Source organism: Pseudomonas sp. S3E12 (assembly GCF_001702295.1).
Taxonomy (GTDB): Bacteria; Pseudomonadota; Gammaproteobacteria; order Pseudomonadales; family Pseudomonadaceae; genus Aquipseudomonas; species Aquipseudomonas marginalis.
On sequence record NZ_MBDT01000005.1, the window covers coordinates 324,203 to 346,526 of the forward strand.

Genomic DNA, 22,324 nt, shown 5'->3' on the forward strand with positions numbered 1-22,324 from the left:
GCCCCGATGAAAAAGTTTTTCAGCCTGCTCGCGACCTTGCTGGTACTGGCTTTGGCGATCTGGATTGGCCGCACGTTGTGGGTGCACTACATGGAAACCCCGTGGACCCGCGACGGCCGGGTGCGCGCCGACATCATCAACGTGGCCGCCGACGTCACCGGCGAAGTGGTCGACGTGCCGGTGCGCGATAACCAGTTGGTGAAAAAGGGCGACCTGCTGATGCAGATCGACCCCGAACACTACCGCATCGCGGTCAAGCAGGCGCAGTCCCTGGTCGCCTCGCGCAAGGCCACCTGGGAAATGCGCAAGGTCAACGCCCACCGCCGCGCCGACCTCGACGCCCTGGTGATCTCCAGGGAAAACCGCGACGACGCCAGCAACATCGCCGACTCGGCCCTGGCGGATTACCAGCACGCGCTGGCGCAACTCGAAGCGGCCGAACTCAACTTGAAACGCACCCAGGTCGTGGCGGCGGTGGACGGCTACGTCACCAACCTCAACGTGCATCGCGGCGACTACGCACGCATCGGCGAAGCCAAGATGGCCGTGGTGGATATGAACTCGTTCTGGGTCTACGGCTTCTTCGAAGAAACCAAGTTGCCCCATGTGAAGGTTGGTGACAAAGCCGACATGCAGCTGATGAGCGGCGAGACGTTGAAGGGGCACGTAGAAAGCATCTCCCGTGGCATCTACGACCGCGACAACCCCGAGAGCCGCGAATTGATCGCCGATGTGAACCCGACCTTCAACTGGGTGCGCCTGGCCCAGCGGGTGCCGGTGCGGATTCATATTGATGAAGTGCCGGAGGGGGTGTTGTTGGCGGCGGGGATTACCTGCACCGTGATCGTTAACCAAACGCCGAACTGAAATGTGGGAGGGGGCAAGCCCCCTCCCACATTTGACCGAGTCAGGCCTTGATAAATGTTTCATGCAGATGACGCCACAGCAGTGCACCACTGGCCTGTTTTTCAAACACCACCGTGGCACGGCGATCCGTCTGCGTGCCGCTGGCATCGATCTGATGTTCGCGATAAGTCACCGTTGCGCCGCGCGCATGCCGGTCAATCCCAGCCATTTCACTCAAGGTGATCTTCAACCCTGGGCGCATACCACCCAGGCGAGTGAACAGCGCGTTGACCCCGGCCGCATTGACGCGTGTGCCGGTGGCGGGGGCGATCATGCTGAACTCGGGCGAGAAGCGCGCAAGCAGGCTTTGCAGGGTGCCTTCCGGCGCAACCCCGGCAAACCATTGCTCGATCTCGACGTGGGTCTGGATCACTTCTTCAAAAAAATCGCTGTAGTCGATCATTTACAAACTCCCATTCAAACCAAAGCGTTTTTTCAACACGGCTTCCAATAACCCCTTGGGCAACAACGCGGCCATCAACGGCAACGCCCGACTGCCATTGCCCGAACGCAACAGGCGCGGCGGTTGTGGTTGTTGCACCGCCTTGAGCACATCCGCTGCAAACACGCTGGCCGGGGTGGGCTTGTCCTGAGAGGCCTGGCTGCGTGCGCGAATGCCCTCGCGCAACGGCCACCACGGCGATTTTTCGTTGATTAACAGTTCGGCCTGGGCGCCGGCGTTTTTTGCGAAGCTTGTATTGATGGCACCGGGCTGGACCTCCATCACCCGCACCCCAAACGGCGCCAGCTCCATGCGCAGTGCATCACTCAACGCATGCACCGCCGCCTTGGACGCGCAGTAGGCGCCGGCAAACGGTGTGACCAGCACGCCGGAAACGCTGCCGATATTCACCACCAGCCCTTTGCGCTTGCGCAGGGCAGGGAACAGCGCCTGGGTCACGCCGACGATGGAAAATACGTTGGTCTCGAACTGGCGCTGCATCGCCTCGGTACCGCCATCGAGCAGCGGGCCCATGGCGCCGTAGCCGGCGTTGTTGATCAGTACATCCAGCTCGCCCAGCTGTTCGGCCAGGCGCTGTAAAGCGGCACTGTCGTTGACGTCGAGTTCGACGGCATTGAAACCCGCAGCGGCGAGGGCGGTGACGTCTTGCGGGCGGCGGGCGCTGGCCCACACGTTGAAACCGGCGGATTTGAAGGCCTCGGCCAGGGCGCGGCCAATACCGCTGGAGCAACCGGTGATGAGTACGTTGGGCATGGATCAGTCCTTTGTCAGTCCGAGAAGCTGCCTTGCAGGTGCTCGGCGCGAAATTCCAGGGTTTGCGCGCGGTAGCCGGAGCGCAGGGGCGGGGTGGGCAGGCAGTCGTCCCAAGTGGCGCCGGCCTGCAACTCGCCGGGGCCACGATAGCGCGGGGCGGCGTAGACGTTGTCGGCCAGGTTGACCGTATCGCCCGGCGCATAGGCGGCGACGCGCCAGCGCAGTTCGGTGAGGGGGACGTCGTTGCCGTTGTTCAGGGTCAGCTTGAGCGGGCGGTCGGCCGGGCATTCCTGCGGGGCGTAGGTGATGCGCAGTTCCAGGCGCGCCAGTTGTGAGGCTTCGCGGTTGTCCAGCCAGACCACCCACACCGCGACAAGACCCAGGCCGACGGCAGCGGCCAGCGACACTGGCAATGCCTTGGCCGGGTAGCGCAGCAGGAGGATCAGCCAGGTGATGATCAGTAGAACGCCGAAGAACATGGGGCAACCTCCTAGAGAGAGCAGACATCCTACTCAAGCCCGCGTGGTATTGACCATCTTCGCTTTGACGTAGCGCTTTTGGTCGGATGAGACCTTGTACCTGTCAGGTTTCACAGGTTCACGATCCTTGGGTTGGCGCTAATGTGGTGCGTACAGACTCCGATGCTGGGTGATGACACACATGGAACCCAAGAGTAATCGACTGCTGCTTAACCTGGTTGATGATCCCGCCGAAAAACAGACCGCACGAGGCAAGGTCAACTTCATTACGGCCATGCAGCAGTTGGGCATAGCGTCGGTCTTCGACATCATTGGCCATTCAAAACCTGAGTTCATCGAGCGCCTGGGTGATATCTGCGACGCCGACGGTGCAGCCGCTTACGACAACGCGATGTGTTACGCCGTGCAGATCGGTCGCCTCTTTCGCGAGCAGCAAGTGTCCAGCGGCAGGTATCAAGACCTGACCCAACGCACGGGTGTACGTGCACTGACTGAAATCGGCCCCAGTTACCCCAACCTGTTCAAGGAAAACTGGGATGAGTTCTGCAAGGTCGGTGCCTTGGCGGCCGTTGATTCGCCCGTGGCTTACTTGCGGTCGTTGTACTACTTTGCCACGAGAATATTAGAGACTTCGGGTCAAGGCACCCACCCCAAGATATTGTTGAACACGCGCCGACCTGATCTTGCAAGGTTGCTGATTGATCAGCAAAGCACCTATACCGCCAGGCCGATGCTGGAGCAGGTCAATGAGGTGCTCAAGGACGATATCAAGCGTTACTCACCAAGTATTCCCGGAACAGACCAAGCGATTTACGAATTATTGGCTGATCGCCGACACCCCTTCATTTTTCCCTACAACTTTCCACACCATCAATGCAGGTTGGGGCTGGCAGAAAAGAACTGGCAACTGGGCGAATTGAACTACCGCATCAGCCGGGAGCTACCGGCTACCCTGGGTGGACGCAATACGTATGGGGCGGTGCAGAATGCAAGGCTAGAAGCGCAACGTATGCTGTCCGGGCTGAGTCCTCAGCAGCAGGCGTTGCTGATTGAACCGTCGTTATTTACGACGTTTTATCTGTCCAGAGCCGAGCTGGCTGGAAAAACCATATGGGCAGGCCCCGGAACGTCTCACCTCAGCCCACACAAAGCGCTGGGTGTGGGTTTTCTGCTGCATCTCGGGCAAACGGCAATTAAAGAGGTCGAGCCCATTGCGCATCTATTGAGTGGCTACACCTCTCCGCTCAACTATGTCAGGGTCGAATTCTGCAAGCCGGGGGAAAGTGCCAGGCGTGAGGAAAGGTTTGTGTTCAGCTCAGGCAGTGTGGCCAGTACTTCTCGAGTGAAACTCAATCATTTGATTTCCTCCACACGATCAGACTCGCGCGTGCCATGCATCCGATCGGCAGAAAGCGCGCCTTCCCCGGAAGGTCCTGGTTATAGCGCTTTATTTATCATCACCACGACCACGAGGTTTTCATCAATCCCCGTCAGCCTGGCTGCGCTGAGTGTGACGCTGACGCAGGATGGGAAAATCACGAGGCCTGCCGAGCAGCAAGCGTTCTTCCGGCGTAGTTATGGTCTGGAAAGCCAGACGGATCGGGGCGATGAGGTACTGATCGAACTCAAGGTTTTCATGCAGCAGACCGAGTTGAGCGCCGAGCAGGTGGAGGCGCTTTTATCGCAACGCAAGCACTTCCCGCGCCTGTCGCCCAATTGCCCAAGCACCAACCTGGAGAAGGAGGGTGGGGGCGTGGGGGCGCGGTACCCGCATGCCAATCACTATGGCGCGTGTTACGTCAATGGTCATGGCTCCAGTCGTTACGACAGCGTATTGCCTGCCACCACCGCTTCTATCCGACGCGATCAGGTCGATAACTCGATGGGGTTCAGAGAGGTTCAGGGCGGTGGCCGCACTGTCTGGTACCTGACCAAGACCTCCGCCCAGCGTTTTGATCGTCTGCAACGTATGATTCGCCTGCAACGCTGGCTCGATATTCCGTTTGCCGAACTGGACACCTTGATCATCAGTGCCATTCGCAGCGAAGGTGAAGATAACCTGGGCATGGACTTGAACCTCAATACCCTGCGAGCCTTGGGGGTCTATCGCTATCTCAGCGGGCGCTATCGGATCAAGCCGCAAGAGTTCGCCGCGTTCATGCATGACCTCACGCCCTATACCAGCGGCGAGGGTATGGCGTTGTTTGACCAGGTGTTCAACCCTGTCGCGTTGTTCGATACACCGCTGGTGCTCGATCAGAAACCGTTCAGTGTTCCAGGCCTGGATGCCGCCTCGACGAAAACCGTGGCGCAACTGTGCGCTGGCCTTGGCTTACAGCCTACCGAGTCGTCGCTGTTTCGCCTGTGCGCACAAACAGCGCTGTATGTCGGCCCGTTGCAACGTGACCTGGAAACCGTGTCGTCGTTGTACCGCCAAGCTCGTATGGCGCAGATGTTCGGGCTCTCGTCGCAAGACGGTTGGGCATTGCTGGATGTGTTGGGCGGGGCGGATTACCAGCGTTTGGTGTGTACCGGGCGGTTGGCAGCACCGATAGCGCAATCACTCAAACCGGTGGTGGTCAAGGCGGTTGATAGCGTCAACGGTGTGAGTATCCGCTTGACGCTGGTCGTGGTCCCTGAAGAACCCGGTGAGCTTTTGCGTTTATTGCCGGGGTCAGAGTTGGTGGTCGAAGCGGGGACTGATTTCGAGGCGCCCGGCACTGCACGCGTGTTTACCCTGACCCGGTTACCGGCGGCCCCCGATGTGCCACAATTCTTGAAAAACACCGATGGAAATGTGCTCACGCTCGGTGTGCTGCACGCCGGGCAATCTATTTCGTTGAGTCACAAGCAAATCATGCGGCAGGCTTGGGAAGCCATCACTCAGTTGCCAGGCCAGATCAGCTATCTACGGGTGAAATGCGGCGCTCTCGGCAACCGCGACCTGACAATAACGGACATTGCCCATGGCGATCGTGCCACACAGGCGCCTGACATTCTCGATGTGTTGATGCAAATGGATTGGGCGGTGACCTGGCTCAAGGACAGCCGGCAAAGCGTTACCCAGGTGCGCCAGATTCTTGGGCTCACCCCTGGCGACTATCTGCCGCCCGAGGGATTGACGGATCGCCTGGCGAAGTTGGCCGAGGAGACCCGGGCGGTGCTTGTCACCGACCAGCAGATCCTGGCGCTGAACTTGCCCACCCATGAAAAGACCACCAAGGCCCGTGGCCCCGGCGATGTCATCCAGTGGCGTACGGTACTGTTGCCATTGCTTGATCCAGAGGGCCTTGTAAAGGCCCTGCCGCTGGAGATGGTCGATAACACCCAGGCGCAGTTGCAGGCGGCGTTGGTGGAGGCACTCAAGCCCCTGAACTTGGACAGCGAAGTCAGGGCTGCCAGCCTGGAAAAACTCGGCACGTTGTTTTTGAACGGGCATGGCCGGCAACTGCGACTGATCGAAGGCCTGGCCCAGGAAATGATCAATCTGCCCATGGACCGTACCGCAGTGGTGGTGCATTGGGCGCAGACCACGGTGTATCAACTGCTGTCGAGGGTGCTGCAACTGGGCACGCACGCCGATGCCGCCCCTTCCCTGATCGAACAACTGCGCGCGGTGCTGCGTCATGCCCAGGCGGTTCTGCATCTGGGCCTGAGTACCAGCGCATTACGGCTGTTCCTGGCTCGGCCGCACTGGCTGATCGGCACCGACAGCCGCGAGCTGTCCTGGGCCAGCCTGTATTTACTCGGCCGGTATACCCAATGGCTCAAGCGCCAGAGCCAGGCCGAAGAGGCGTTGTTGGGCTACTTCATCAGTGCCAACCCCCCCACGGCAGCGCTCAAGAACAAAGCGTTGCGCAGCGCTGTCAATGAGCAAAGTGCCGAGGTGCTGGCCAATTTGCTGGGCTGGTACGCGCAAGACATTCGCCGGTTGTTCCAGGAGCTGCCAATGGGCCGTGCTACGTCGATGGCCGACGTGGACTGGGTACTGCGCTGCCAGAACGACTGTGCCGCCAGCGGGTTTTCCGCGAGCGATCTGCTGGCGTTCACGGCACTGCACATCGACAGCGCGAGTACCGCTTGGCAGGCGGCCGGTGAAGCGGCCGTGGCCGCCAGTCGTTGACGTCATCACCTTTAGGAGGCGCGATCATGTCCAAGTCCATCGACTGCCAGCTCAACGAAACCCTGCGCGATGTGCTGGTGGCTTACTACCTCAACGTGGTGGTGCCCAACACTCAGGAGTTTATCGGCGCCCAGTTGTCTGACAAGCTCAAGACGGCCAATGACCTTTACGAATACAAACTGTTGGACGTGCTGGTCAGCCAGGACGTGACCACCAGCCCGGTCGCGTCGGCGATTGCCAGCTTGCAGCAATACATCAATGGCGCGCTGATGGGCATGGAGCCAGGTTATGAAACCAGGGTCATGGAAGAACACCTGATTACCCAATGGCGCGAGATCAACAGCCAGTACCCGATCTGGGCCGCCAACCAGCAGTTGCAGTACTACCCCGAGGTGTACATCGACCCGTCGCTGCGCCTGAGCAAGTCGACGTACTTCCAGCAACTGGAAAACGACATCAACCAGAACAAGATTCATATCGACACCACCCAAGAGGCAGTGCTCAGCTACCTGGCCAGCTTCGAGGAAGTGGCCAACCTGACGATCATCAACGGCTATATCAACACCGATGATTTCAAGAACGGCCTGTACTACTTCATCGGCAAGTCCAGGGCCGAAAATGCCTATTACTGGCGCTCGGTGGACATGTCCCAGCGCACGTACAAGGACCTTTCGGGTAGCAACCCCAATCGGCCGAAATTCGATTACCCGCAACCCGGTGCCTGGTCGGATTGGCATAAGGCTGCCCTGCCGATTTCGGCGAGCGCCATTGAGCGCACGATTCGGCCGGTGGTGTTCAATAATCGGTTGTTTGTGTTTTGGGTGGAGTGTGTAGGTAGCAACTCCGCTGCGGTCACGGTTGAGCAGGGGTTTCTCCCGGGTACGCCCAAACCTCCTGATCCAGGTTCACCACAAACCCAAGCCGGCAGCAATCCGATGTTGCGCCTGAACCTGGTCTACAAAAAGTACGATGACAGTTGGAGTGTGCCGCAAACCGTCATTGAGGCCTGGAGTGAGGCGCCGCTGTTCAAATCACGAGATTTACCGGCGCTGGTGGAAAGCATCGCAGTAGCAGATAGCTCGGCTTCGCCGGAGTCCATGCTGGTCGCGATGTATGCGGGTTATGAGAGCGGCGCATCGGTAGACGGTACGCAGGATAAGTATGCTTTTCTGAGGACGGCATGGATCGATAAGAACTTTAATGTGACGCCGCTGTTTCCTGAACGCGGAGTTGTTCTTCATGTAGGCGTGGGGGATGGAGGGATAAAGAAACCGTATGTGCTTAAAGCGGCAAGAATATTTGTTCTTGATAATTACGGGCGCTTTCAGTTCAAATTGCCGGCTTTTATGGTTGCGGTGAAAAGTGTCGAAACGAGTTCGCCTCATACGAGTTCGGATAATTGGAACTATATGAATTGGCAGAATAGGATTTTTACTCCAAGAAAAGGGACTGAAGTAAGATATAACGTGTTGGCACAGGCTTTGGAGTTTGAGTCAAAGTTGGTGAGTTCGGTGGCGTCCCAAGAAATCGTTACCCGAGTCAGCGCGGGGTTGGTGAGTCATAAGTTTACCTTGGTGTTGGTTACCTCGCCTTCGATGGGGGGAGGAGAAAACGTAACTCTCTTGAAAGGATCCACGATGACTGTCGAGGGAGGTGGGTTTTCCGCAGTCAATAATAACGTATGTTCTTTTAGTTTGCAGACATCTCAGATTGGTGCTCTCGACTATTATCTTCGGGACAGTGATGTTCTTTCGACTTGTTCGCTTCCAGCTTTACCATCGGGTGCTTCTGTCTCATTGGAAGGTAAACGAATATTTAAGGCAGCACTTTCGTTGCTTTCCCCTGATAACGCACAATTTGTCACGTATTTTTATATTGGTTTTGCTGGAGGCAGTTTATATTCTTATCATGCGGATATTATTCAGCAAGTCCATAGACCTCTCTTCCAGAGTCTTATATTAAGACCCGTTGACGTGAAGACCCCTACACCTGCGTTTCCGGGAGAACGGTGGCTTTTTTACTCAACGACTGTTTCTTCAAGACTCCCCCCCGATACCCAGACAGTATCAATCCCCATTAACCCTGAAACCCTGTTACCGGACTGGAATGTCGACTGGCCTGTCGGTTCAAAAAAAATTCCACTGATTCACGGCCTAAAAGCCTTTGATAACAACTTGGCAGTGGGACATACCCTCAAACTGTCCCTCGTTGAACTGGAACTCGTCCCTGCTATTCGAACCCCCCTGATCGCGCCGCGAATCAGCACCCGCGCCAGCCCCACCCTGGGCATCGCCGAATTCATCGACTTCACCGGCTCCGGCATCCACCTGAGCGACGACGCCAGTGCTCCCCGCCAGCCCATCCGTATGAATACCCTATTCGCCCGCGAACTGATCCAACGCGCCAACATCGCCCTGGAAAACCTCCTGACCTGGGAAACCCAGGGCCTGGAAGAGCCGCCGTTACAGCCGCCGGCTGCGGTCAATCGCATGGATTTCCATGGTGCCAACGGCAAGTACTTCTGGGAGTTGTTCCTGCACCTGCCCTTCCTGGTCAGCCAGCGCTTGAACCTGGAGCTGCAGTTCGACGAGGCCGAACGGTGGCTAGGCTTTATCTTCGACCCGTCGCGTAAACAAGACAGCAAGGGGCGCCCCGATTACTGGAACGTGCGCCCCTTGATGGACGGCCTGTTGCAGATGGACCACGCCACCCGCAAGCCCGCCGACCCGGACGGCATCGCCAGCAGTCACCCGGTGCGCTACCGCAAGGCGATCTACCTGCACTACCTGAAAAACCTGCTGGACCGGGGCGATGCTGCCTATCGGCAACTGACCCCCGACAGCCTCGGCGAAGCCAAGTTGTGGTACGTGCGCGTGCTGGACCTGCTGGGCCCGCGGCCGGACATCAAGCTGGTGGACTCCTGGACGCCTGTGACCCTGCAAGTCTTGAGCAATTCCACCAATACGCAACTGCGTACCTTTGAGCAGCGCCTGATTGAGCAGGACCACTTGCGCGCCGATAGCGCCCAGGCCAATGAGGGCCACTCGCTGTATCAGTTTGCCGAACCCCCCCTGTATCTGCGCACCTTCTCGCACGACCCGACGCTGGCTGACCTGGACAGTGATTACTTGCGCCTGCCGATCAATGCTCATCTGGTGAAAACCTGGGATATCGCTGAGTCGCGCCTGGATAACCTGCGCAACAGCCGCACCCTGGATGGCAAGCCGCTGTCGTTGCCGTTATTCGCGGCGCCGTTGAACCCACGGGATCTGCTGGCGGCGTTCGGCCAGGGCGCGGCGGCGGGGGGCAGTGCGCGGTTGTTGGCCCAGGACGTGCCGCATTACCGCTTCAGCGTGATGCATGAGCGTGCGCTCAACGCGGTACAGACATTGACCCAGTTTGGCGGCACCTTGTTGTCGTTGATCGAGCGCAAGGAGCAGGCGCAGTTCGAAGCGCTGCAATATCGCCAGGCCTGGGATTTCGCGCAATTTTCCATCGACCTGCAACAGCAGGCGCAGGTTATCGATAAAGAAAGCCAAAAGGCCCTGGAGGCGAGTCGGGCGATTGTGCAGCAGCGCTTGAGCTTTTACGCGCAACTGGCCGATGAGGTAGTGAACAGTGGCGAGAGAGCCGCTGCGGGCTTGCACCTGGCCGGACGCGTCGCTGAAGGCGTTGGGGCGATATCCGATGCGGTAGCCGGCGGGCTGGTCATCCCGCCCAATGCGGCTGGGGGCGGGGGCGGGGCAATCGTGGGTTTTGCCAATGGTGTAATGGCGGGAGCCATGGTCGGCGGCTGGCGGCTGGAAGGGGTGCCGCAAATGGTGTCTGCGGCGGCTTTCGGGCTCGCGGCACTCAGTCATAATGTTGCGGACGCACTGGACCGAACCGAACAGTTCCGTCGCCGTCATCAGGAATGGACGTTTGCGCGCGACCAGGCCGCCCTGGAAATCGAACAGATCGATGCGCAACTCAATGTGCTCCGTGCCCAGTCCCGCGCCACCGCATTGCAACTGCAGCAGGCCGAGGTGGCGCAGGCACATGCACTGGCCACGTATGCTTTCCTGGGCAGTCGATTCAGCAATGTCCAGCTTTACCAGTGGCTCAATGGGCAGTTCGCAACCTTCTACTACCAGACTTATGACGCGGCCCTGGCGTTGTGCCTGGCGGCCGAAGCCTGTTGGCAGTTCGAGACCGCCGATTACGCCAGCCGCTTTATCCAGACGGGAGCCTGGAATGACAGCTATCGTGGCCTCGGCGCCGGTGAGTCATTAGGCTTGCAGTTATTGAAAATGGAGGCAGCCTACCTGAGCCGAAATGACCGACATCTGGAAATCACCAAGACGGTTTCCCTGCGTCAATTGCCGGACCGGGACCCGTCATCCGCGCTCAATCAGGATTGGGCGACGACCAAGTTGCGTCTGGTCAAGGACGGCCGCGTCGAGTTCGAACTGACCCAGGGGCTGCTCGACAGCGATTACCCTGGGCATATCCTGCGGCGGATCCAGCGTGTGAGTGTTTCCCTGCCGGTGACAGTGGGGCCTTACGAAGATATTCGTGCCACCCTGACCCAGACCTACAGTGCCGTGCGGATGGCTGACGGCAGTCTCAAGGAGAACCTGCGGGCCAGTCAGCAGGTGGCGCTGTCCGCAGGTATTGACGATGACGGTCTGTTCACCTTTGATTTCAACGATGTGCGTTACCTGCCTTTCGAGGGCACCGGTGCCGTGTCTCGCTGGCTGTTGCACTTCCCGAATCACGACCGGCAACGGTCCATGCTGGAAAGCCTGACCGATATCATTGTGCACCTGCGCTACACGGCCAGGGCGGCACCATGAACGCTGACAAGGCGTTGGACATCAATCCACCGTCGTTGCCTAAGGGCGGCGGTGCCATTCGCAGCCTCGGCGACGGTATGGGCGCGGTGGGCACCACGGGAAGGGCATCATTCGAACTGCCGCTGCCGATTTCGCTCGGACGCGGGTTTGCACCGGCATTGGCGCTTACCTACAGCAGCAGCGTGGGCAATGGCCTATTTGGTATCGGCTGGAGCAACCCCGCCAAAGCGGTTACCCGGCGTACCTCCAATGGCGTACCGGCGTACACCGACGAGGACCTGTTCGTTGGTCCGGAAGGTGACCTATGGATGCCCGAGCGAGACCCAAAGACCGGCGCCTTGATCGGCCAGCGGGTGACTGACTACAACGGGCTGCCGGTGGGCGACTACACCGTGGTGCGTTATTGGCCCCGGGTAGAAAGCAGTTTTGCGCGGATCGAACACTGGGCCGATGACGACGACGCGGCCGGTTTCTGGCTGGTTCACGGCGCCGACGGCAGCCTGCATCTGTATGGCAAAACCGCCAAATCGCGCCGGGCCGATCCCGACCGGCCGCAAAGGGTCGGTGCGTGGTTGCTGGACGAGAGCCTCAATACTTGTGGAGAACACATCGTCTATGAGTACGCGTGTGACGGCCAGGGGCCTGATGCAAGCCAACCACGCGATTACCGGTCACAGCGTTACTTGAGCCGGGTGTGCTACGGCAACGTCGAGGCCGGCGATCAGCTGTATGGCTGGCGTGCCGAGGGCTGGCAGGATGTGCAATGGCTGTTTCACCTGGTGTTCGACTATGTTGAGCAGCGCAGCGATCCGTTCTCCAGCTTCGAATACGGCTTTGAATTGACGACGCGGTGGTTGTGTTGGCGCGTACGGATGCTTCACCAATTCCCTGACCTGGGGCCCGAGCCGTTGCCGGTCAAGGGGCTGTTGCTGGAATACCGGGAAACGCCGCTGGGCTACAACCATCTTTCTGCGGCTCACAGCCAGGCGTATGACGAGGCGGGTGAGGTGCAGGCGCGTCCGCCGCTGGAGTTCTTCTACAACCCTTTCGCTCCCCCTCTGGGGGCCGGGCACTATCAACCCTTCGATCCTATGCCCGGTCTTGACGACGGCCATCGTTACCAACTGGTCGACCTTTATGGCGAAGGCTTGCCGGGCATCCTGCGCCGTACCGACAAGGCCTGGTATTACCGCGAGCCATTGCGCGCCCAGCCGGCAGCTCATCTTGATGAGGTGGCTTATGGCGAGTGGCACACGCTGGCGCAAATGCCCGTGATCGATACCTCTGCGCCAGTACGTCAGTTTCTCAGTGATATGACTGGTGATGGCTCGCTGGACTGGGTGGTGGCGCAGCCCGGCCTGGCGGGTTTTTTCACCTGCCGGCCGGATCGCACATGGTCGAACTTCGCGACATTGGCGGCTTTCCCTCAAGAGTTCTTTCATCCCCAAGGGCAACTTGCCGACCTGCTGGGCAACGGGTTGACGGACCTGGCCATGATCGGCCCACGGAGCGTGCGGTTGTATGCCAGTCGTCGCGAGCAAGGGTTTGCTCCAGGGCAAGAGGTGGCTCGGGAAGCGGATGAAGACGCTTTGCCGCTGTTGAGTGACAGCCCCTCTGAGCTGGTGGCTTTCAGTGATGTGCTGGGCAGCGGCAGCCAGCATCTGATCCGCATTCGTCATGACGAACTCACATGCTGGCCCAATCTGGGACGTGGGCGTTTCGGCAAAGGGTTTGTGTTCAGCGCCCTGGAATTTGACTACGCCACGTTCGATGCATCCAACGTGCTGCTGGCGGACCTCGACGGTTCAGGCGCTGTCGATTTGATCTATGTGCAGCCTGAGGGCGCGTTGATTTTCATGAACCAAGGCGGCAATGGTTTTTCCGACCGGCCCCTTGTCCTGCCATGGCCTGAAGGCGTGCGCCACGACCGTTTCTGCCAAGTGAGCGTCGCCGATCTACAAGGGTTGGGCTGCTCCAGCCTGGTACTGACAGTTCCTCATATGACACCCCGGCATTGGCGCTACGACTTTGTCAGTGCCAAACCCTATTTGCTCTGTGCCACCAATAACAACATGGGAGCGGCGGTGACACTGGGCTACCGTAGCTCGGCGCAGGAGTGGCTGGATGAAAAGCAGCTCAGGCTGGCCGCCTCCCTGACACCTGAGTGTCGATTGCCGTTTCCCGTCCCGCTGGTCAGCCAACTGACTGAACACGACGAAATCACGGGCAACCAGTTGATCCGTCGTTTCAGCTATCGAGAAGGTTATTACGATGCCCGGCAGCGTGAGTTCCGTGGGTTTGGCCTGCTGCTGTCAACCGACTGCGAGGCCTTCGCCGATGGTCCGGGCGATGACGGTTTCAGTGCGCCGCTTCTGAGCAAAACCTGGTTTCATGTGGGCCGTACTGTCCATCAGGCCAGCGATGAGTATTTCAGTGGCGACCTGGCGGCCCATCCTCTCGGAAGCCACCTGTTCAGTTGCTATCACGCTCTGGATGGTACTGATCAACGGGTCGAACCGAAGGACATCGATCTTCCGGACATTTGTGCCGCGCTGGCGGGCCGGGTATTGCGTGTAGAGCGGTTCGCGCTGGGCAGTCCCCGTGAGGTTCCCTATACCGTCGAACAAAATCGGTACCTGGTGCGCAAGTACGACCGGCCCACGGGCGGGGACTTCGCACCCTATGCCACGGTGCTTGCCTTGGGGCTCGAGTCGATTGTCTACCGCTACGAACAGCAGGCGGATGACCCGGTTTGCCAACATACCCTGAACTTGCAGTGGGATGCGTTTGGCCTGCTGACCCAGGGCTTGACGATCAGCTATGCGCGAAGGCTGTGCGTCACCGATGACCCTGTCTGCAAGATGGCGGTAGAGCAGAGTCCCCCTGAAAAACGCTGGTGGTGCGATGCCCACTGTCCTGAGCAGCAGGTGTATTACTTCAATGAATCCCTGGCGAACTTCATTCACCTGATCGACCCGCAAGGCTGGCACTTGGGCCTGGCCTACCAAACCCGCGAAAACGCCTGGACGCTCGATAAGGACTCCGGCCTGACCCCTCAATCTATCAACTACGAGGCTTTCACCCTCAACGGTATTGCGCAGAATCCACACACCGGGCGAATCCTGGCCGGTCAGTCGATCCAACGCTATAGAGACCCGCAGGTACCTGAGCGGTACCAGGCTTTGCCGGATGGCCGCGCAAGTTTCCAAGGGCTGCTGGATCATCGGGAAGTCGCCGAGCTGGATCCGATTGCGTTGTCCGCCTATGACTTGCTGAGGAATGAGCAAGGCGAGCTACCGTTCGATCTTGAGCAAACGCTGCTGAAGGCCGGCTACCACAAGATGCCGTGGTTGCTGGAGTCGGGCGAACCTGGCCAGGGCGCACTTTGGTCTGTTCGGCACGGGTTCAATACGTATGCCGGGGCCGAGGGGTTCCATCGCGTGATCACGGTCCGAGAGACCCAGAGTCATGGCGTGACCCAGCTGGGCTATGACCCTTTTTGGTGCCTGAATACCCGCGTACAACTGGCGGATGGCTGTGAAACCTATGTCGACCGTATCGACTACCGGCGGCTTCTGCCGGCATGCATCATTGATCCCAATCGCAACGTCCATGAAGTTCGCTACGATGCTTTCGGTCAGGTGTCTGCCAGCAGTGTCCGTGGCACTGAGTTGGGCATGCCCGCAGGCTTCGCCCCCCTGGCTGAGTACCAGCGCCCGGAAAATACCAGCCCCGCAAATGCCATCGACGCGCCGCGCCGCGCGTTGCAGGATGCCGCCAGCGTCTATTTCGAAGATGCCTTCAGCTGGATGGCACGCGTGCCCGACGCCGACCGGCAGGACCCGGTGTGGCTGGAGGCATGTGTCCTGCGGGGCGACTTGCTGCCCAGCGGTCACATCCGCGCTTCAGCGCGCCGGTATACGTCCCTGGATACATCAAGTCCGTCCCGCCGACGGTTGCAAGCCTTGATCGACGCGGCGCAGCGGGAGCCGGTGCATGCCGCTACGTTGCAGGCCGATCGCTACCTGGGTGATCAGCAGCAACAGATTCGTATCAGCGTGGCCTGTTGGGATGGCTTTGGGCGACCTTTGCAACTCAAGCAAAGGGTCGATCCTGGCTACGCCTACCACGTATGTGATGACGGGTCTCTGGCGCTGGACAATCACGGGCAGCCCATCATCGTGCAGGACGTGCCGCGCTGGCGCGTCAGTGAGCGGGTGGAATACAACAACAAGGGCCAGCCTGTGCGGATCTATCGGCCTTATTTTGCCGATCATCATCGCTACATTGAGGATGCCAGCTTCAGGGCCTTCGGGTTTTGTGATCGACAGTTCTATGATCCGCTGGGGCGCCCGACCCGGACCGTGCTGGCTAACGAGGGTTACATGCGGCGTCACACCTATTTCCCCTGGTGCACCCTTGCCGAGGATGAGAACGACACGTGGGAGGAGGTGGTGGCAGCCCGCGTTGACGCTGAGGGGGGCAGTCGATGAACCGTTCGGTACATACCAACACCCCCGTTTTGAGCGTCTCGGACCCGCGCGGGCTGACGATTGCAACGGTCAACTACTGTCGTGATACAGCGGACGCGGTTGCACAAGCCCGCTGTGAGCGGCACCTGTATGACGCCGTCGGGCGCCTTGAAGCCGAGTGGGACCCGCGCCTGGCCATGGATGATTCGGCCCCGGCCAACTTGACCCGTACCCGCTCGTTAAACCACACGCCCCTGGCTACCGAGAGTGTCGATGCGGGTTGGCGCGTTTCGCTGTTCGCTGAGACTGGCCAGTTGATACAGGCCTGGGATGCAGGGGGCCGTGTGCAGTTGATTGAGTACGATCAACGGCTGCGACCTTCGGCGGTATTCGAACAAGGCTGCACGCAGCGCTACGAGTATGCGCGCGCCGAGGAACACTTTGCCGATCACAACCAATGCGGGCAGTTGATCCGCCATGACGATACCGCCGGCACACGCCAGTTCGAGGAGTACGGCTTGGCGGGCGAGGTGCTGACGTTGCGTCAGCATTTTCTGCAAGCGCTGGATGAACCGGATTGGCCGCTACTGATCAATCAGCGCGATGCGTTGCTGGAGCCGGGCGACGGAGCGGTTACCGCGTTTCGTTTCAACGCGCTGGGTGATCTGACGGTGCAAGTCGACGCTCAAGGTCATCGCCAGTACTTCAACCAGACACTGGATGGCCAGTTGCGTGAAGCCGGGCTGTTGCTCCACGGCAAGGTTGAACCACAACTGCTGGTGCGCGATATCCGTTACAACGCCCAAGGTCGGGTCGAGCAACAAACGGCGCGCAATCAGGTGGTCAGCCTGTTCGACTACCGCCCGGAAGATGGGCGATTGACTCGTCTGCGTGCCCGGCACCTCAACGGCAAGTGTTTGCAAGACCTGAACTACGGTTATGACCCGGTGGGCAATATCCTCAGTATCGAAGACAAGGCGCTGCCGGTGCGCTTCTTCGCCAACCAGCGTATCGAATCGATCACGCGCTATATCTACGACAGCCTTAGCCAACTGATCGCAGCCACGGGTTGGGAGACCGGCAGTGATAACCGGGGCCCCGCTCACCGTGAAGCCCCCAGGGCCGTGGCCAATTACCGCCAGGCTTATCGCTATGACGAAGGCGGTAACTTGCTTGAACTGACCCACCAGGGGCCACAGCAACATGGGCGCGTATTGACGGCTGCGAAGTACAGCAATCGGTGCCTGCCATTGCGGGACGGGCGGCCACCTACAGAAGCTGAAATAGCCGCTGCGTTTGATCACAACGGCAATCTGTTGGCGCTGGATAACGCACGAACACTGCATTGGGATGTACGTAATCAGCTGCATCAGGTCACGCCGGTAGAGCGCGACTCGCAACCCGATGACACGGAGCGCTACGTCTACGGAGCTGATGGCATGCGCCAGCGAAAGGTGCGCATGTTGCAAACCAATGCTCGTACGGTGATCAGTGAAACCCGTTACTTGCCGGGGCTGGAAACGCGCAATGTCGATGGTGCCCGCTTGAATGTCATCACCGTCCAGGCCGGGCGCATGACGGTGCAGGTGCTGCATTGGGAAACCCTGCCGTCCAGGCTGCTTGCCAATGACCAGTACCGCTACTGCCTGGGCGATCACCTCGGTTCCTGCTCATTGGAGTTGGACAGTGATGCACGCATTGTCAGTCGAGAGACTTACCATCCGTACGGCAGTACAGCGTTTAGTGAGCGAGGAAATTCGAGCGAAGAGAGCTATCGCACGTTGGGTTATTCGGGAAAAGATCGGGATGCGACGGGGCTTTATTATTATGGCTCTCGTTATTACATGTGTTGTAACCAGCGTTGGTTGAATCCTGATCCAGCAGGTGCTGTTGATGGTTTAAATTTATATCGGATGGTTAGAAATAATCCAGTTAATTTCTTAGATGTAGATGGACGCATATCTTCGCACTGGTTCATGTCCACTGATAAGGGCGAGCGGGAGTTAGATGTCGAGGAGGTGGTGAGTGTGTTTTCAAATGGGTTGCCTAAAATTATATTTTCCGGTGACGGTCACGAAACTCCACCCTTGGTGTTTTCAACTGAAATACCTGATGTTATGCGAGCCTATGAAGCAGGGCGGCTAGCGTTGTATGTCGAGGGGGTTAATTCGGATGTTCATGCCAAGGCTGAAAAGTTTGTACCGAGTGCTTTCGACGTGAGTAAGCTGGATCTTGTAGGCTGGGAGCATTCGAACCTTGTAAGTTCGACACTGGGTTTGTTCAATGTGGCCATGAACTATAGTGACTCAAATAAAATAGCCTCCGATTCTGATCGTGACGAGGTAGAGCGATTAGGCGCCTCTCTTGTGTCTGATTTATTTCTGGGTAACGAAGAATTAAGTTTAAAGGCAGCATCTTTGGTTGCCCAATTTACCAGCGATGAAGGTTATGACACTGAAACGATTAAAGGTCTTATGTCTTTAACAAGCTCGGAATGGCGTGACGTCTACGTGAACCCTTATTTGGCGGGTAAACTTGCTGATGCGGCAAGCCAGCAACCGAATAAGACTTTCTTAGTTTCGGTAGGAGGGGCGCATCTTGATCCACGTTATAATCCTGTCCAGCAACACTTAAATAATGCCAAGGCAGAGATCGGGTTTTTTCATCAAGTATTGTTTAACAGGTCTACTCAGCCTGTCGTCAAATGGGGAAAACATAAGTGATTTGAACTGTTAAAAACGCGTGGGAGTGAACAAAAAAAGCCCCCACCCAACCCACTGCGGATAGGGGACGCAATGGGCTGGGCGAGGGCTTCTTGTACGACTGTTTTACTGCGCGATAGTTTTCACCGACACGCCACGTTCAACCGGGGTCGAGCGCCCGTAGATATCCTCAAACCGCTCGATATCGTCTTCGCCCAGGTAGCTGCCCGATTGCACTTCGATGATCTCCAACGGGATCTTGCCCGGGTTGCGCAGGCGGTGCACCGAGGCGATCGGGATGTAGGTGGACTGGTTCTCGCAGAGCAGGAACACGTTCTCGTCACAGGTGACTTCGGCGGTGCCGCTGACCACGATCCAGTGTTCGGCGCGGTGGTGGTGCATTTGCAGCGACAGGCACGCGCCCGGCTTGACCGAGATGTGCTTGACCTGGAAGCGGCCGCCCATGTCCACCGAATCGTAGGAGCCCCACGGACGATAGACTTCGCAGTGGTTCTGGGTTTCGCTGCGGCCCTGTTCATTGAGGGTGTTGACCATCTGCTTGACGCCCTGGACCTTGTCCTTGTGGGCAATCATCATCGCGTCCTTGGTTTCCACCACGACGATGTTTTCCAGGCCGATCACCGACACCAGTTTGCCGTTGCCGTGGATCATGCAGTTCTTGCTGTCCTGGATCACCACGTCGCCCTTGGTGACGTTGCCGTTGGCGTCTTTATCGTTGACCGCCCACAGCGAGGCCCAGCAACCCACGTCGCTCCAACCGGCGCTCAACGGCACCACGCAGGCGCGCTGGGTTTTTTCCATCACGGCGTAGTCGATGGAGTTGTCCGGGCAGCAGGCGAAGGTGGCTTCGTCGAAGGTCACGGTGTCGGCGTCTTGCTGGCTGCGCTCCAGGGTCAGCACGCAGGTGTCGTAGATGTCCGGGTCGTGCTTTTTCAGCTCTTCCAGGAAGCGGCTGGCGCGGAACAGGAACATGCCGCTGTTCCAGAAGTAACCGCCGCTTTTGACGAACTCGACGGCGCGTTTTTCATCGGGCTTTTCCACGAACTGCTGCACGCGGCTAACGCCTTCGGGCAGCAGCGAATCGTTGGTGGACTTGATGTAGCCGTAGCCGGTTTCCGGGCGGGTCGCCGGTACGCCGAACAGCACCATCTCGCCACGCTCGGCGGCCACGGTGGCCAGGGCCAGGGCGCGTTGCAGGGCTTTCTGGTCGTCGATCACGTGGTCGGCCGGCAGTACCAGCATCAGTTCGTCACGACCTTCGTTGACCAGCATCATCGCGGTCAGGGCCACGGCCGGCGCGGTGTTGCGGCCGAAGGGTTCCATCAGGATGCGTTGGCATTCCAGCTTACGGTTGGCCAGTTGCTCGTTGACGATGAAGCGATGGTCCTTGTTGCAGACCACGATCGGGGAGTCCATGCCTTCGAACACCAGGCGTTCCAGGGTTTGCTGGAACAGCGTGTGCTCGCCGGTCAGGGCCAGGAATTGTTTGGGGAACTGTTTGCGGGAAAGCGGCCAAAGACGTGAGCCGCTACCACCGGAAAGGATTACTGGGATCATGTGTTTCTCCTTGAATCAATTTGGGTCAGAGCCTGTGGGAGGGGGCTTGCTCCCGATGGCGGTGATTCAGTCAGTACATCTGTTACTGAACCACCGTATTCGCGAGCAAGCCCGCTCCCACAAGGGGGGAGCGTCAATTTCAAAAGCTAATCAGCGGGTCGACACCGGGCGCTTGACCCAAACTGGCGACAAGCTCGAACCCGAGCCGGTGACATACAGCACCGCCGCTTCACCACGTTCCAACGCAACCGGCTTCACATCGCCGACTTTCTTGTCACCGTCATACAACGCCAGGCTCACCTTCACCGGGTTGATTTCACGTTCGCCACGGCCCTTGGCAGCCACAGCTTTGACCACATCAGTTTTGCCATCGGCAGTCTTCAGGGTCAGGGCCTTGTCGCTGAGGTTCTGCACGCGCACCAGGGATTTCTGCTTGTTCTTGAACGGCGGCTCTTCGATCAGCTGCGGCTGGCCGCTGTTGTTGTTGACCAGGGTGTAGTAGTGGTCCGGGGCGAGCTTGACCGGCACGGTCTGGCTGCCGACCTTGGCGCTGTAGTCGCCGCCGGGCATGAAGCTGAAGTCGCTGCTGGCCAGCGGGGCTACGTCGCTGAGGTTGGTGCTGCCGACAGTGGCGCTGACTTCCTGGTTGGAGGCGTTGTAGATCCGCACGAAGCTTGAGCCTTTCGGTGCGACTGGGCCGTATAAGGCAGCGTCACCGGCGAAGGCGGACAGGGATACCAAGCTCATACCGGCAGCCAGGGCCAGAGTCTTAGCGAGACGACGCGGAGTAGTAGTGAAAGTCATGTGAGTTACCTCTCTTTCAGTTTTGCGCCCGGTCGGGCGTCTCGGATTTTGGGTTTTTAGCTGGGGTGTTCAGTGCCATGTTTTGTTGGCGCGAACCGGCTTGTTTAAGTTGCGCAACCCACGATGGGTCGGCATCACCGATTTCGTTGTTCACGGGCAGATAGCGTTCAGGAAACTCCCAGATCAGCACCTGTGGCGGGCTGTTCTTGAAGTCGTCACTTTTCAGGTAGCTGAGCATCGGCAGGATCGGGCCGTGGCCGTCTTCGGCGTAGCTGACCACGTCGCTGCCCAGGGCTTGCTTGAGGGCGCCGACGAAGTTCCAGTTCGGGTTGGCGCTGTAGCTGGTGCCCACCAGGGCCACCGGGGTTTCGCTGTCGCTGAACAGCGCGTCGTCGCCTTTGGTTTCGGCCAGGTGCGTGACGCGTTTTTCCAGCGGCTCTTTCGGTGGCATCAGGTTTTCGAACAGCGGGTCCAGGGGCAGGAACAGACGCAGGTCGCCTTTATGCGGCTCGGTCTTCTCGGCCTCGGTGACAAAACGCTGCGGCTCGCCGTGGAGCGGGGTCTTGTCGGCGATGGTTTTAGCCAACTGCTTGGCGGCGATTTCCGCGCCGTCCGGGGTCCAGTGGGTGTCGGTGCGCAGGAACACCTGCTTGCCGCCCAGCTTGGCCTGTTGCAGCGGGCCGAGCAGGTCCGGGGCGATGATCTTGTCGGCGGCCACACGGGCGTGGAAGTCCTGGTACAGGTTGGCGTGGATGCTCGCCGGTTTCACTTCACCCAGGTGTTCCGGGTACAGGCGCACCTTGGCCGGCACGATCGCCATCACCAGTTGGATGCCCTGGGCCTTGAGCTTCTGGCGTACGCCTTCGACCAGCGCGTAGTTGCCTTGAAGGTTCTGGTCTTCGTTGACGGCGGGGTTGAACTCCTCGTCGCTGTACAACCAGTGATCGCGGCCCAGCACCACCCCAGGGCGGCCTTCATTGAACAGCTTGTAGTCCAGCGCGGCCCAGAGGTTGGTGCCCAACCGCTTGATCGGGAACTCCTCGTCGTAATGGGTCTCGACGGCCTTGGTCCAGCGACCGTTGAGCACGGTCGCGTCTGCGTTGGTACTGAAGCCCAGGAAGCTGCGCAGCGACCAGGCGCCCAGGGCCAGCAGCAGCACCAGGAACAGGCCGATATAGAGGACGCGTAATGAACGGGTCATGGTCGGCT

11 protein-coding genes are annotated in these 22,324 nt (G+C 59.0%); 5 read left to right on the forward strand and 6 right to left on the reverse strand.

What is annotated here, in order from left to right:
* Positions 1-6 precede the first annotated feature (6 nt).
* Positions 7-867: an HlyD family secretion protein gene (locus BB029_RS06310; RefSeq protein WP_065938575.1), complete on the forward strand. Its 861-nt coding sequence runs from the start codon at positions 7-9 to the stop codon at positions 865-867.
* A gap of 40 nt (positions 868-907) precedes the next feature.
* Here the strand turns inward: BB029_RS06310 and BB029_RS06315 are convergent, their stop codons facing one another.
* From BB029_RS06315 to BB029_RS06325, 3 genes are read right to left on the reverse strand one after another with little or no spacing between them, the layout of a single operon-like run.
* Complete coding sequence (locus BB029_RS06315; RefSeq protein ID WP_065938576.1) at positions 908-1,309, reverse strand: DUF4440 domain-containing protein; 402 nt, start codon at positions 1,307-1,309, stop codon at positions 908-910.
* Positions 1,310-2,122, reverse strand: coding sequence for an SDR family oxidoreductase (locus BB029_RS06320; protein WP_065938577.1), 813 nt, complete (start codon positions 2,120-2,122; stop codon positions 1,310-1,312).
* 14 nt (positions 2,123-2,136) lie between these two features.
* A complete protein-coding gene (locus BB029_RS06325; protein WP_065938578.1) occupies positions 2,137-2,601 on the reverse strand; it encodes a multidrug transporter in 465 nt (154 codons plus the stop codon).
* A gap of 181 nt (positions 2,602-2,782) precedes the next feature.
* Here BB029_RS06325 and BB029_RS06330 point away from each other — a divergent pair, with 181 nt between their 5' ends.
* From BB029_RS06330 to BB029_RS31850, 4 genes are read left to right on the forward strand one after another with little or no spacing between them, the layout of a single operon-like run.
* Positions 2,783-6,724 (forward strand): Tc toxin subunit A, encoded by a 3,942-nt coding sequence (locus BB029_RS06330; protein WP_065938579.1) that lies wholly within the window; start codon positions 2,783-2,785, stop codon positions 6,722-6,724.
* A gap of 26 nt (positions 6,725-6,750) precedes the next feature.
* Entirely contained in the window at positions 6,751-11,559 is a 4,809-nt protein-coding gene (locus BB029_RS06335; protein WP_065938580.1) for a neuraminidase-like domain-containing protein, read from the forward strand.
* Positions 11,556-16,052: a SpvB/TcaC N-terminal domain-containing protein gene (locus BB029_RS06340; protein WP_065938581.1), complete on the forward strand. Its 4,497-nt coding sequence runs from the start codon at positions 11,556-11,558 to the stop codon at positions 16,050-16,052. Before BB029_RS06335 ends, BB029_RS06340 begins: the two co-directional genes overlap by 4 nt.
* A complete protein-coding gene (locus BB029_RS31850; protein WP_083236342.1) occupies positions 16,049-18,754 on the forward strand; it encodes an RHS repeat domain-containing protein in 2,706 nt (901 codons plus the stop codon). Before BB029_RS06340 ends, BB029_RS31850 begins: the two co-directional genes overlap by 4 nt.
* A gap of 105 nt (positions 18,755-18,859) precedes the next feature.
* On the opposite strand, the gene BB029_RS06360 is transcribed toward BB029_RS31850, so the two are convergent.
* The 3 genes from BB029_RS06360 to BB029_RS06370 form a co-directional block, all read right to left on the reverse strand.
* Positions 18,860-20,311 carry a mannose-1-phosphate guanylyltransferase/mannose-6-phosphate isomerase gene (locus tag BB029_RS06360; protein ID WP_027604735.1) on the reverse strand — a complete coding sequence of 484 codons (1,452 nt, stop codon included), beginning with the start codon at positions 20,309-20,311 and terminating at the stop codon, positions 18,860-18,862.
* 150 nt (positions 20,312-20,461) lie between these two features.
* Positions 20,462-21,115 carry an alginate O-acetyltransferase AlgF gene (locus tag BB029_RS06365; RefSeq protein ID WP_065938585.1) on the reverse strand — a complete coding sequence of 218 codons (654 nt, stop codon included), beginning with the start codon at positions 21,113-21,115 and terminating at the stop codon, positions 20,462-20,464.
* A gap of 16 nt (positions 21,116-21,131) precedes the next feature.
* Entirely contained in the window at positions 21,132-22,316 is a 1,185-nt protein-coding gene (locus BB029_RS06370; RefSeq protein ID WP_027604733.1) for an alginate O-acetyltransferase, read from the reverse strand.
* Between the last annotated feature and the right edge of the window lie 8 nt (positions 22,317-22,324).